Source organism: Streptomyces sp. CBMA29 (assembly GCF_014596445.1).
Classification (GTDB): domain Bacteria; phylum Actinomycetota; class Actinomycetes; order Streptomycetales; family Streptomycetaceae; genus Actinacidiphila.
The window spans coordinates 1-13331 of the sequence record NZ_MECL01000244.1 but is presented as its reverse complement, the minus strand read 5'-3'; the positions used below and the strand labels follow the sequence as shown (position 1 = coordinate 13331).

At 72.3% G+C, this 13331-nt stretch carries 11 protein-coding genes; 7 read left to right on the top strand and 4 right to left on the bottom strand.

Annotation, left to right across the window (positions count from 1 at the left end; all coding sequences use genetic code 11):
• The first annotated feature begins 71 nt into the window (after positions 1-71).
• Complete coding sequence (locus BGM09_RS33360) at positions 72-395, top strand: hypothetical protein (protein WP_188285478.1); 324 nt, start codon at positions 72-74, stop codon at positions 393-395.
• 71 nt (positions 396-466) lie between these two features.
• On the opposite strand, the gene BGM09_RS33355 is transcribed toward BGM09_RS33360, so the two are convergent.
• The 3 genes from BGM09_RS33355 to BGM09_RS33345 all read right to left on the bottom strand — a co-directional run bounded on the left by BGM09_RS33355 (position 467) and on the right by BGM09_RS33345 (position 4023).
• Complete coding sequence (locus BGM09_RS33355; protein ID WP_188285477.1) at positions 467-1297, bottom strand: hypothetical protein; 831 nt, start codon at positions 1295-1297, stop codon at positions 467-469.
• A 304-nt stretch (positions 1298-1601) separates the two neighbouring features.
• Complete coding sequence (locus BGM09_RS33350) at positions 1602-2831, bottom strand: acetyl-CoA C-acetyltransferase (protein WP_188285476.1); 1230 nt, start codon at positions 2829-2831, stop codon at positions 1602-1604.
• A gap of 139 nt (positions 2832-2970) precedes the next feature.
• Positions 2971-4023: an SGNH/GDSL hydrolase family protein gene (locus tag BGM09_RS33345; RefSeq protein ID WP_188285475.1), complete on the bottom strand. Its 1053-nt coding sequence runs from the start codon at positions 4021-4023 to the stop codon at positions 2971-2973.
• Positions 4024-4225: 202 nt separating this feature from the next.
• Between BGM09_RS33345 and BGM09_RS33340 the strand changes: the two genes are divergently transcribed.
• Complete coding sequence (locus tag BGM09_RS33340) at positions 4226-5614, top strand: cystathionine beta-synthase (protein ID WP_188285474.1); 1389 nt, start codon at positions 4226-4228, stop codon at positions 5612-5614.
• Between the two features lie 406 nt (positions 5615-6020).
• On the opposite strand, the gene BGM09_RS33335 is transcribed toward BGM09_RS33340, so the two are convergent.
• Positions 6021-6446 carry a hypothetical protein gene (locus BGM09_RS33335; protein ID WP_188285473.1) on the bottom strand — a complete coding sequence of 142 codons (426 nt, stop codon included), beginning with the start codon at positions 6444-6446 and terminating at the stop codon, positions 6021-6023.
• Positions 6447-6536: 90 nt separating this feature from the next.
• Here BGM09_RS33335 and BGM09_RS33330 point away from each other — a divergent pair, with 90 nt between their 5' ends.
• From BGM09_RS33330 to BGM09_RS33310, 5 genes are all read left to right on the top strand, one after another.
• Positions 6537-7889, top strand: coding sequence for an AMP-binding protein (locus tag BGM09_RS33330; protein ID WP_188285472.1), 1353 nt, complete (start codon positions 6537-6539; stop codon positions 7887-7889).
• Between the two features lie 179 nt (positions 7890-8068).
• Complete coding sequence (locus BGM09_RS33325; protein ID WP_188285471.1) at positions 8069-10225, top strand: MMPL family transporter; 2157 nt, start codon at positions 8069-8071, stop codon at positions 10223-10225.
• Positions 10226-10502: 277 nt separating this feature from the next.
• Positions 10503-11396, top strand: a complete 894-nt coding sequence (locus BGM09_RS33320) for a hypothetical protein (protein WP_411158396.1) — start codon at positions 10503-10505, stop codon at positions 11394-11396.
• A 132-nt stretch (positions 11397-11528) separates the two neighbouring features.
• The gene (locus tag BGM09_RS33315; protein WP_188285495.1) at positions 11529-12395 is read left to right on the top strand and encodes a MurR/RpiR family transcriptional regulator; all 867 of its coding nucleotides are present in this window, start codon (positions 11529-11531) and stop codon (positions 12393-12395) included.
• Between the two features lie 426 nt (positions 12396-12821).
• On the top strand, positions 12822-13331 hold a 510-nt coding region (locus tag BGM09_RS33310; protein ID WP_317452989.1), incomplete at its 3' end, for a hypothetical protein.

Below are 13331 nucleotides of genomic sequence, written 5' to 3'. Positions count from 1 at the left end.
TGTTGGCAACCATCCCGGACGTGCGGATATGGGTGCGATGCCGGTCCGCGCGCGCCGGTAGGGTCACGACCATGGCCGATCGCACTCCTCTGCGCCCCTCCGTCGAACGCCTCGCGGGACGGCTGCGGGCGCTTCCCCAGCGCCGCCTCCAGGCGGGCGCGGCGGCCGAAGGGCTCGCGCTGGCCCGGTGGTTGGCGCGGCAGGCGCAGACGCTGGAGTTCCCCGGCCGGGAGCCGTACGAGCTGCCGGACGACGGCGTCTTCACCGTCGGCGATCAACTGTCCGTCGCGGGCAATGAGGTGGCGGCGGCCCTGGAAGCCGACCCGGCGGGTACGGCGGAGGTGTGCGCCGCCGCCCTCCAGCGGGTGTCGGCGGCGGCGAAGGCGATCGGTTAGAGGTTCTCGCTAGACCCTCTTGCTAGGCCCTCTCGCAAGACCCTCTTGCTAGAGGGTCTCACCGAAGCAGGTCAGAGCGAGGCCACGACCCGGTCGGCCAGTACGTACACGCTCTCGTCGCCGTACGCGAAGGTGAGCGCGTACGCGCCCGCTATCGCGGAGCCGCCGCGCAGCACGGGCACCTCGCCGCGGTCGAGGGCGTCGGAGAGCTGTACCGCGGTCTCGCGGTGGCCCGGGGTCATGCACAAGGTGGTGCCGTCGGCGAAGACGTACACGTCGAGGGTGCCGAGCGGCCCGGGGCGCACGTCGGTCAGCGGGACGCGGCCGTCGGCGAGGTCGGCGAGGCGCTCGGCGGTCTGGTCCTGGGACGCGACGACCGGGGACGGCGCGTAGTCGGGACCCGAGGGGTGCGGGAAGGTGCCGGGCAGCGGAAGGGTCGCCTCCGACGCCTCGGGCTCGTGGCCCGCTTCGAGGCCGGTCTCGACTCCGGCCGCCTCGATCCCGGCCGCCTCGAGACCCGCGAGGTCGGCCTGCCGGGGCAGGTAGGGCAGCACCGGCGGGACCTCGTAGTCACCGGGCACGGGACCCTCGGCGCCAGCGCCGGCGCCGTAGACGCCGCCGCGGAAGAAGGTGCCGTCGGTGGCGGTCTCGCGGGCCTCCTGCTCGGCCCAGAAGGCACGGGCCTCGGCCAGCTCGCGCTCCCGCTCGTCGGCGAGCGCGTCGGCGACGGCGGACCTGATGTCCCCGGCGGAGGCGCGCGGTCCGGGCACACTCAGACCGGCGAGGTCCTGACGCAGGGCGGACAGCTCGCGGCGCATGCCACGAGCGGAGAGCAGGGCGGCGGAACCCGCGGCCACGGCGATACCCGCGGCGACCAGCAGGACGGTGAAGTTGGCGCTCACTGACGTTCTCCCGACTGACGCGCGACCCGAGCAATGCCCACCGAAGCGGTGGGTGAAACTTTCCCCTCCCAACACTGTGCCGGTAAACCCCTGGCCTTTGCAGTGCGGAAAGTCACGAATTGGCCGGGTCTGTCGTCCTAGGCCATTCGGGTATGACCGTTCTGACCTGCGGAAACGCATCGCCCCCAGGAAAAATCACATCCTGGGGGCGATTTGATTGCGACTTACGTCACAACTGTGCGTTACGAAGCCGAGTGATCACGGAAGGTCACAAACTGGCCGGATGACGGGCTTCGGCGGCGCGTTACGACAGCCTTTCGATGACCATCGCCATGCCCTGGCCGCCGCCGACGCACATCGTCTCCAGGCCGAACTGCTTGTCGTGGAACTGGAGGCTGTTGATGAGGGTGCCGGTGATGCGGGCGCCGGTCATGCCGAAGGGGTGGCCGACGGCGATGGCGCCGCCGTTGACGTTCAGCCGGTCCAGGTCGATGCCCAGGTCCCGGTAGGACGGGATGACCTGCGCGGCGAACGCCTCGTTGATCTCGACCAGGTCGATGTCGCCGACCGACAGACCCGCGCGGGACAGCGCCTGACGGGACGCCTCGACCGGGCCGTAGCCCATGATCTCGGGGGAGAGTCCGGACACGCCGGTGGAGACCACGCGGGCCAGCGGCGTGATGCCCAGCTCGCGGGCCTTGGTGTCGGACATCACGACCAGTGCGGCGGCGCCGTCGTTGAGCGGGCAGCAGTTGCCCGCGGTGACCGTGCCGTCGGGGCGGAAGACCGGCTTGAGGCCCCGCACGCCCTCCAGCGTCACCCCGGCCCGCGGACCGTCGTCCTTGGACACCACGGTGCCGTCGGGCAGCGTGACCGGCGTGATCTCGCGCTCCCAGAAGCCGTTCTTCAGCGCTTCCTCGGCCAGATTCTGCGACCGCACGCCGAACTCGTCCTGGTCCTGCCGGGTGATCCCCTTGAGCTGGGCCAGATTCTCCGCGGTCTGCCCCATCGCGATGTACGCGTCCGGCACCGCGCCGTCCTCACGCGGGTCGTGCCAGTCGCCCAGCTCGGCGCTGCCCTGCTCGGCGCGCTGCTGCGTACGGGCCCTGGCCTCGTCGAAGACCGGGTTCATCGTGTCGGGCAGGCTGTCGGAGTTGCCCTTGGCGAAGCGCGAGACCATCTCGACGCCCGCCGAGACGAAGACGTCGCCCTCGCCCGCCCTGATGGCGTGCAGCGCCATCCGCGTGGTCTGGAGCGACGAGGAGCAGTAGCGGGTGACCGTACAGCCCGGCAGGTGGTCCATGCCCATCCGCACGGCCACGATCCGGCCCATGTTGAAGCCCTGCTCGCCGCCGGGCAGACCGCAGCCCAGCATGAGGTCGTCGATCTGGCGCGGGTCGAGCTGCGGGACCTTGTCCAGCGCGGTCCTGATGACCGTGGCGGCCAGGTCGTCGGGCCGCAGCTCCTTCAGCGACCCCTTGAAGGCGCGCCCGATGGGCGAACGGGCGGCAGAGACGATGACGGCTTCTGGCATCGCGACACTCCTCGTCGAGGCTGCGGGATTCTCGGGACTCCTGGGGAAGCTACCGCCACGTAGCGCGGCGAGTCATCAGACACCGCCTGTGACGCGGGCCTCTTTCTGAGCGCTTGCTTACCCCGCTCCGTGGCTGGTCCTACCCGGCTCCGCCCGTTCCCACCCCTTCCGCCGCCGCCTCCGGGTGCCGCTCGTCCTCGGCCGGCAGTCCGCGCCGCCTGCGCCGCTTGATCAGCGCCCAGCGCCCGCGGGGCCCGGACACCGCGCCCCGCGCCGCCGTGACCTCCGTACCGCCTTCGGAGGCCGCCTCGGCCGCCGCCTGGGCCACCGGCAGGAAGCCCTCGCCGCGGCGCGCGTCCGGCCGCTCGTCGTCGGTGTCGGGCCACAGCCCCAGCGCCGCGCACAGCGTCGGCAGTACGGCCATGGCGGCCGTCGCGTAGCCCTCCGCCGACGGGTGGAAGTTGTCGGGGCCGAACAGCTCGCGCGGCCTGGCCTCGAACTCCGGGCCGAGCAGCGCGCCCAGCGACACCGTACGGCCGCCCAGGCCCACCACCGCGATGGTCTGCGCGGCGGCGAGCTGGCGGCTCATCCGGCGGGCCAGATAGCGCAGCGGCTGGTAGACCGGCTCGACCGAGCCCAGGTCGGGACAGGTGCCCACGACCACCTCGCACTCCGCCTCGCGCAGCCGCCGTACCGCGTCCGACAGCAGCCGGACCGAGGTGGCCAGCGGCATCCGGTGCGTCACGTCGTTGGCGCCGATCATGATCACCACGACCTCGGGCACCGGAGCGCCCGACTCCAGCAGCAGCGTCACCTGACGGGCCAGGTCGTCGGACTGCGCGCCGGGCAGCGCCACGTTCACCAACTGCACCGGGCGCTCGGCGACCGCGGCGAGGCCGGAGGCCAGCAGCGCGCCCGGCGTCTCCCTGGCCCGGCGCACGCCCTGACCCGCCGCCGTGGAATCACCCAGGAAGCCCAATCGCAGCGGCGTCTCGCCGGTCCGGCGCGCGAACGCGGAGCCGTACCTCCCGTCCGCCCGCGGCGCGACCGCGCCGGATCCGCCGACCATCCGCTTGGCCAGCCGCGCCTCGGTCAGCAGCACCCCGATCGCGGCCCCGCCCAGCAGGCTGATGCCGCCGCCTCCGAACGCCGCCGCCGTCGCGATCCGCCGTGCCACCCTCGCCCTCGACATCGAGCCGGTCACCTCCCACTGACTCCACCGGCCTACTGCGTGTGTGCACGCGTATCGGTCCTGGTTACTTGGTACATGAACCTGGTGCCCCGTCAGGGACCATCAGCAACGTCAACGCTGTCCGCGTCGTCCACGTTTCGCCTGTGGTTCGCTTCCCCCCTCTAGGCTTGGCCCACCATCACGGAGAACCCGGAGACATACGGTGCAGTTTCACGACTCGATGATCAGCCTCGTCGGCAACACCCCGCTGGTGAGGCTCAACAGCGTGACCGAGGGGATCCAGGCGACCGTCCTGGCCAAGGTCGAATACTTCAACCCCGGCGGTTCGGTGAAGGACCGCATCGCGCTGCGCATGATCGAGGCCGCGGAACGCAGCGGCGATCTCAAGCCCGGCGGCACCATCGTGGAGCCCACCTCGGGCAACACCGGCGTGGGCCTGGCCATCGTCGCGCAGCAGAAGGGCTACCACTGCGTCTTCGTCTGCCCCGACAAGGTCTCCACCGACAAGATCAACGTCATGCGGGCGTACGGCGCCGAGGTCGTCGTCTGCCCGACGGCCGTCGACCCCAGCCACCCGGACTCGTACTACAACGTGTCCGACCGGCTGGTCCGCGAGACGCCCAACGCGTGGAAGCCGGACCAGTACAGCAACCCGGACAACCCGCTGTCGCACTACCACTCCACAGGGCCCGAGCTGTGGGAGCAGACCGAGGGGCGGATCACCCACTTCGTCGCGGGCGTCGGCACCGGCGGCACGATCTCCGGCACCGGGCGCTATCTGAAGGACGCCAGCGAAGGCCGCGTCCAGGTGGTCGGCGCCGACCCCGAGGGCTCGGTCTACAGCGGCGGCTCCGGGCGGCCCTACCTGGTCGAGGGCGTCGGCGAGGACTTCTGGCCGACCGCGTACGACCGTGAGGTGGCCGACGAGATCGTCGCCGTCTCCGACAAGGACTCCTTCCAGATGACGCGCCGCCTCGCCAAGGAGGAGGGTCTGCTGGTCGGCGGCTCCTGCGGGATGGCGGTCGTCGCCGCGCTGGAGGTCGCCAGCCGGCTCGGCCCCGACGACGTGGTCGTCGTCCTGCTGCCGGACAGCGGGCGCGGCTACCTCTCCAAGATCTTCAGCGACGAGTGGATGAGCTCGCACGGCTTCCTCGACGAGAGCGGAGGCAACCAGCGGATCGCCGACGTCCTCGCCCACAAGGACGGCGGGCTGCCGCAGCTCGTCCACATGCACCCGGACGAGACGGTCGGCCAGGCGATCGAGGTGCTGCGCGAGTACGGCGTCTCGCAGATGCCCGTCGTCAAGCCCGGCGCCGGGCACCCGGACGTGATGGCCGCCGAGGTGATCGGCTCCGTCGTGGAACGCGACCTGCTGCACGCGCTGTTCACCAAGCGCGCCACGCTGGAGGACCCGCTGGACAAGCACCTGTCCGCGCCGCTGCCGCAGGTCGGCTCGGGCGAGCCGGTCGCCGGTCTGATGACGGTCCTGGAGAGCGCCGACGCCGCGATCGTGCTGGTGGAGGGCAAGCCGACCGGCGTCGTGAGCAGGCAGGACCTGCTCACCTTCCTGGCGGGGCACACCGGCGTCTGAGCCGCCGCGGGGCCGTGTGCGGCGGCCGTGTGCGGCGGCCGCGTGCGGCGCGCGGCGGGATTCGCGGAACTGGTACACCCGCGACACGTCCGCGCAGCACGGGCTTAACAAGCGTCCGGCACATTAGGGGATGTCGAAAGGCGCGGGACACCGGCCGGTCGGCACAACTGAATGTGGCGCCAAGGACTTCCGGAGCGGCTCCCGGACTCCATGGTGACCCTTGGACGCGAGTGCTCGGCCCTGACCCAGCCCGCGTCCACCGCGGGAACCGCCGTCGTCCCGCCCTCCGGCCTTGTTCCGGGGGTGCGGCGGTTCCCGCGCTAACTCTTCGGCCGTCGGCCTTTTCAGCGCACCTGACGTCGCCGCACCTGACGTCAGCGCACCCGGCGTCGCCGCACCCGGCCGGCTAGGCCCATTCGTCCTTGTCGTCGTCGCGCTTCGCGCGCGGGACCAGGAAGCTGCTCAGGCCCTGGGCGACGTTCACGCCCACGATGCCCGCCCAGGTGATGAACAGGCCCGCCGTACCGGCGTTGACCGCGCCGATCGCGGACAGCGGGATGGCGGCGATCATCGTGAACCCGGCGAAGCCGTAGCGGGCGAAGCGCGCGCTGGGCTGCGGGGGTCCGATCGGGCGGCGGTCGGCGCGGGCGTACGACGTCTGCTGCTGCGCCAGCTCACGCCGTACGCGCTGCTCCACGCGGCTGTCGACGCGCTCTGTCACCTTCTCCATGAACGAGTCGACCAGCTCCGACTCGTACTCCGCTCCGAGGTCCTTGCGTGCCTGCAAGGTGGCGGAGAGTTCCTTGTTGAGTTCCGGGTCGCGGGCGTCCATGCGGACACCGTACGGACCGCGGGGGGTGGGCGACACTGGGGTTAGCCCCCGAATTCACCGGGGGTCAGCCGTCCGCGAGGAGATTCCCGTATGCCTTCCCCCGTGCCGCAGCCGCCCGCCGTCCCCCTGCTCACGGCGCTGTACGAGGGCCGGGACCGGGCGGACGCGCTGACCGTGGACGGCCGGTCCTGCTCGTACGAGGAACTGCTGGGCGCCGCGGGCGCGGTCGCGCGGCGGGCGGCCGGGACCGGGGCCTTCGTGGTGGAGGCGACGGCGTCGCTGGAGACGGTGGCGGCCGTGGTCGGCGGGCTGCTCGCCGGGGTGCCGGTGGTGCCGCTCGCGCCGGACGCGGGCCCGGCCGAGCGCGAGCACGTCCTGCGGGACTCCGGCGCCCGGACGCTGCCGGTGGACTTCGCCGAGCGCGCCGACTTCACCGGGACGCCCGCGCCGGGCCCGGCCCTGATCCTCTACACCTCCGGCACCACGGGCCCGCCCAAGGGCGTACTGCTCTCACGGGCCGCCGTCGCCGCCGATCTGGACGCGCTGGCCGCCGCCTGGCAGTGGACCGCGGACGACACCCTGGTGCACGGCCTGCCGCTCTTCCATGTGCACGGCCTGGTCCTCGGCGTGCTCGGCGCGCTGCGCACCGGCAGCCGCCTGGTGCACACCGGACGGCCGACCCCGCAGGCGTACGCGGCGGCCGGCGGCAGCCTCTACTTCGGCGTGCCGACCGTCTGGCACCGGGTGGTACGGGACGAGGCCGCCGCCCGCGCGCTGTCCGGGGCGCGGCTGCTGGTCTCCGGCAGCGCGCCGCTGCCCGCGCCCGTCTTCCGCGACCTGCTGGTGCTCACCGGGCAGGCCCCGGTGGAGCGGTACGGCATGACCGAGACGCTGATCACCCTGAGCGCGCGGGCCGCGGGGGAGCGGCGCCCCGGCGCGGTCGGCACCCCGCTGCCCGGCGTCCGTACCCGGATCGCCGAATCCGCCGACGGCGTCGGGGAGTTGCAGCTCACCGGGCCGACCCTCTTCGACGGCTACCTCGGGCGGCCCGAGGCGACGGCGGCCTCGTACACCGCCGACGGCTGGTTCCGTACCGGCGACATCGCGAGCGTGGACGAGGACGGCACGCACCGGATCGTCGGCCGGGCCTCCACCGACCTGATCAAGTCCGGCGGTTACCGGATCGGCGCGGGCGAGGTGGAGAATGCGCTGCTCGACCACCCGGCGGTACGGGAGGCCGCCGTCGTCGGCGCGCCGCACGCGGACCTCGGCCAGCAGATCGTCGCGTACGTCGTCGCGGACGGGGTGACGGCGGCCGAACTGACCGACTACGTGGCCACCCGGCTGTCGGTCCACAAGCGGCCCAGAATGGTCCGTTTCCTGCCTGAACTGCCGCGCAACGCGATGGGGAAGCCGCAAAAGAAGTTGCTGCCGCCGGTATGAAAAAGGTACGGATACGGGGGTCGGAGTCGCCGCTTGCCGGGCGGCAAGTAGGCTCCTGGCCTACAAGTCCACCCCCTTGCACACCACCGGGCGGCCGGTACACGCCGCCCGGGTCGCCGATACCCGGGCCCCGCTCCAAAGGGTGGCGGTGATACGTCCTGCCATGGAGGCAGCACCGCATGTTCCACCGCATAGGACGCACCGTCGTCCGCCATCCCGTATGGACGATCGTCGCGTGGCTGATCGCCGCCGTCGCGATCATCGCCACCGCACCGAGTCTCCCGTCCAACAGCGACGAGAGCAGCTTCCTGCCCAGCAGCTACGAGTCGATCAGGGCGGCCGACATCCAGGAGAAGGCGTTCCCCGCCGCCTTCACCCCGGCTGCGATCCTCCTGTTCGAGCGCAATGACGGCGCGGCGCTGACCGCCGCCGACAAGACCAGGATCGCGAGCATCACCGACGGCCTGGGCAAGAAGAGGATCGACCAGGTCCAGAAGGTCGTCGAGGGCTCGGAGTCCAAGGACAGCAAGTACAAGACCGCGCTGGTCCAGATGAACAAGGAGTCGGCCGGTCAGCCCAAACAGGCCGACGCGGCCAAGGCGCTGCGTGCCGACTCCACCGCGCTCGCCAAGGGCACCGACCTGAAGGTGCGGGTCGGCGGCCAGGCGGCCCAGGCCCTGGACCAGCAGGACGCGGGCAAGACCTCGGACGCCGTGGCGCTCGTCGGTTCCGTCCTGATCATCATCATCACGCTGATCATCATCTTCAGATCGCCGCTGATCGCCTTGCTGCCACTGTTCATGCTGATCGGCGTCGTCTTCACCGTCGCCAACGCGCTGATCGCGGACGCCACCAAGATCTTCGGGCTCCAGGCCAACAGTTCGGTCTCGGCGCTGCTGATCGTGGTCGTCCTCGGCGTCGGCACCGACTACTTCCTCTTCCTGATGTTCCGCTACCGGGAACGGCTGCGGGCGGGTGACGAACCCAAGGAAGCGATGATCAACAGCGTCACCAGGGTCGGCGAGGCCATCGCCTCGGCGGCGGGCGCGGTGATCATCTCCTTCCTGGCACTGGCCCTCTCCACTCTCGGTTTCCTCACCCAGCTCGGCCCGGCGCTGGCCATCCTGGTCGCCGTCACCCTGCTCGCGGGCCTGACGCTCTTCCCGGCCGTCTGCTCGCTGATCCCGCCGCGCGCGCTGTTCTGGCCCGGCAAGAAGTGGCGCGAGGAACCGACCGACGCCCGCTTCGCGGCCATCGGCCGTCTGGTGGGCCGCAAGTCCGGCCTGGTGGCGATCGTCTCCGGTCTGGTCATGCTGGTGCTCGCGCTCGGCTCGCTCGGCTACAAGGCGTCCTACGACCTGGCGTCCGGCTCCATCCCCAAGACCAAGGAGTCGATGGTCGTCCAGGACACCCTCAAGGCCGCGTATTCCGCAGGCGCCGCCGAACCCACCTCGGTCTTCCTCACCAGCACCTCCGGGAAACCGCTGGGCCCGGTCGACTACGTCGGCTACGCCGACAAGCTGCGGGAGGTCGACGGCGTCGCGGACGTCACCTTCGACCAGAAGACCGGCCTCAACAAGGCCGGGACCACCGCGAACTTCACGGTGACGCTGAAGTACGAGGCCGCCACCGACAAGGCGATCAAGACCGTCGGCGAGGTGCGCACGGCCGCGCACGACAACACCCCGCCCGGCACCGAGGCGCTGGTCGGCGGCATGTCCTCGATCTACAAGGACATCAACGCGGCGGTGAACCACGACTACCGCACGGTGTTCCCGGTCGCGGCGATCCTCATCATGATCATCCTGGGCCTGCTGCTGCGCAGTGTGGTGGCGCCCTGGTACCTCATCGCGTCGGTGGCCCTCGGGTTCGGTGCCACGCTGGGCACGACCGTGATGCTCTTCGGCCGCGGCGACGGTCTGATCTTCATGCTGCCGATCATCATGTATCTGTTCGTGGTCGCCATCGGCACGGACTACAACATCCTGATGATCGCCCGATTGCGGGAGGAAGCGCAGGAGGGCCGCGACCCGCGTGAGGCGGCCAGCATGGCGCTGCGGCACGCGGGTCCGACGATCGGCGCCGCGGGATTCATCCTCGCCGCGACCTTCGCGACCCTGATGCTGTCCGGCAACTCGTTCCTGACCCAGATGGGCTTCACGGTCGCCTTCGGCATCATCGTCGCCGCCTTCGTCATGGCCATGTTCTTCACCCCCAGCCTCACCGCCCTGATGGGGCACGCGGCCTGGTGGCCCGGCCACGCCGACCGCAGTCGCGCGGCCGCACCCGGCGGTCCCGCTCCCGAGCGCGAACTGGACGAGTCCGGCCACCGCTGACCCCGGTCGGTTCGATTCGCCCGCGATGCGCTCCGGCTCCCGAAGGGGCCGGGCAGGTGTTCACCGCCTGCCCGGCCCCTTCGCCGTGCCGGTCGCGGGGGCCGGTCGCGGCGGCAGGTCGCGGGCGCGGGCGGGTAAACCTCGCAAACCCTGACGGCGTCCTACCTCGTGGTCGGCGTGGTCGTCGGCATGGTCGGTACGGGGCGGATGTCCGGCGGACAGGCGCGTCTATACGCTTGTGGGCGGAGTTCAGGAGCGGGAGAGGGGGCGGTGTCGGGTGTGGGGCAAGGTCCGCGAGGGGAGCCGGGGCGCCGCGGAGCGGGTGGGGACGGCGCTGCGGGGAGCCCTGCGGCTGATCTGGCGGACCGTGCGGGGGGAGTGGCAGGGGATCGTCGTCGCGCCGGTGCGTGAACTGCTGCGGCGCGGGCTGCCCGGACTGTCCCTGGCGTTCCTCGCCGGGCTCGGGGTGATCTTCTTCCACGGGATAGCGCAGAGCAGCGCGGGCGCGACTGTGGTGCGCGTGGCCGGCGGTGTCTACGCCGATCTGCCGCTGCCGCTGGCCCTGTTGCGGACACCGGTCTCGCTGTACGTCCCCGCGCTCGACCTGCCCGTGTGGGCGGGCATGACGCAGCTCTTCCTCGCCTTCGCGCTCGCCGAGCTGGTGCTCGGGCGGGCCAGGACGCTGGTGATCGCGTACACCACGACGCTGGTCGGCACCCTCATGGCGCGCGCCATGATCGCGATGGGCACCGGCTGGTGGGGGCTCGGGCTGCCGCACGACGCCGGAGCGATCCTCGACACCGGGCCGTCCGCCGCCGTCGTCGGGCTCTTCACGTATCTGGCGATCACGCAGCGCGCGCCCATCGTCTTCTTCTTCACCGGCGGCTCCATGGTCATGGAGTCCGTCATCAAGCCGAATCTGGCGGGCCGCGAGCACCTGATCGCCATCGCCACCGCGATCGTCCTGGCCGTCGTCCACCGCCGCCACGCGCTGTCGGCCTCGCGCGTGATCCGCCGCTCCGTCGCCGAGGACCGCCCCCACCGGCTCGACGACCGCCCGCCCCGTGCCGAGGATCGCCCGCGCCGGCTCGACGACCGTCTGCGCCGTGCCGAGGACCGCCCGCGCCGTGCCGAGGAGAACCGCGACCTGCCGGGCGCCCCGGCGCCGTAGCCTTGCCCGGACTGCATATCGTCATGCAGAGTCTTGTCCCAGTGAATAAGAGCCGGTGGACGGGGTCACGATGGGCTGGGCGGCGAGGTTCGGGGACGGCGAAGGGCCGGTGCGGTGACGGGGAGCGACGTGGTGACGGGCGGCGACGCGGCGGCGCGGGACGCGGCGGGCGGCGCCTCGGCCCGGCTGCTGAAGCTCTTCGAGGCGCACCGCCTCACGCCCACCCAGCGGCGGATCGCGCACTGCCTGGTGCGTAAGGCCGCGCAGGCGCCGTACCTGTCCAGTGTGGAGGTGGCGGAACTGGCGGGCGTCAGCCAGCCGTCGGTCACCCGTTTCGCCGTCGCCCTCGGCTTCGACGGCTACCCGGCGCTCCGCCGCCGCCTGCGCGAGGTCGCGCCCGCGCCCGCCGAGCCGGAGACGGCCGCGTACAACGAGTACCAGCAGGCCGTGCACGCCGAGATCGAGAATCTGCGGCACCTCGCGGAACTGCTCGGCGACACCGGCCCCGCCACCCGCGCGGGCGCCGTACTCGCCGCGTCCCGGCCGCTCCCGGTCCTCGGCCTGCGCGCGGCCGGCGCCCAGGCCCGCGGCTTCGCGTACTTCGCCGCCAAGGTCCACCCCGACGTACGGCTCCTCGACGAGGGCGGCACGATGCTCGCCGACCGGCTCGACGCGGCCGTGCGCGCCGGAGCCACCGCCCTCCTGTGCTTCGCGCTGCCCCGCCACCCCCGCGAGGTCGTCGACGCCCTCGCCCACGCCCGCGCGGCCGGCCTGACCGTCGTCACCGTCGCCGACAGCGCCTTCGCCCCCGTCGCCGCCCACACCGACCTCCTGCTCCCCGCCGCCGTCGGCACCGGCCTCGCTTTCGACACCGCCTGCGCCCCCATGCTCCTCGGCCGCGTCCTCCTGGAGTCCATGTGCGACGCCCTCCCCGACGCCCAGGCCCGCCTGGAGGAATTCGACGCCCAGGCGGCGGCCCGGGGCGTCTTCGCCGAGTAGCGCCTCGGGCGCCGCGTCATCGGACCTCCGTTCCGCTTCGCCGCAGTCGCGCGGCGGGGGCGGGGGCGGGGTCGGCGACAGGTTGATACGGGGTCGCGTCGTCGGTGTGCCGTCGGGCGGAACGGCGCGCCGGGCGCCCGGTTCACGCGGTCCCGGGCTTCGAGCCGCGGCGGCGGGCTCCGCGTGTCCGGGGCGGATTCCGCCCCCGTAGGGCCCCGCGCGGGGCGGCCGGCCGCTTCGCATCCCGTCCACGCCGGGGCGCCCCACGGCGCAGCCGCGTGATTCCGGGCCGGAAGCCGCACTTCTTAACGAAAATCTGAGAAACACTGAGTAGCCTCCCCACCACTTGACGGGTGATGCCGTGGCGAAGGACGGCAGCGAAGGAGGAGGCGCGACGTGGTGCGCGGGGCCTACACATTGGCACGGGTGGCAGTGACGGTGCGCGCGGCGGCGTGCTGGCTGTGGTGGGCGGGGGTGGTCGCGGCCGTGCCGGGCACGGCGGTGACCTTCAGCCCGACGGGACGCCGTATCGGCGTCATGGCGGGCGCGGTGGCGTTCATCGTGGCCGCGGTGACCGCCTACGCGGTACGCGGCGGGCGGTACGCCGAGCGGGCGGGCGCCGCGACCAAGGCGGCGAAGGGCGTCTTCCTCCAGGACCGCCGGGTCACCGCCCGCGCCTGGCTGCGCCACCGCGGGTGGTGGCTGCTCGCCGCCTTCGTGGTGGCCGCGGCCTCGTCGCTCGCGCTGCCCTGCGCGGGCGGCATGCTGCTCGGCGGCATCGGCGCCGGACTGTGGGCCAAGTCCCGCAGGATCGGCCGTATCGAGCGCTCCCGGGACGCCCTGCTGTGGGTCCGTCCTGACACCGACGCCGCCGCGTACCAGCTCACCGGGATCGCCGCGGGCGACGCGGCCCCCGGCGGCGGTCGCCGCCGCCGG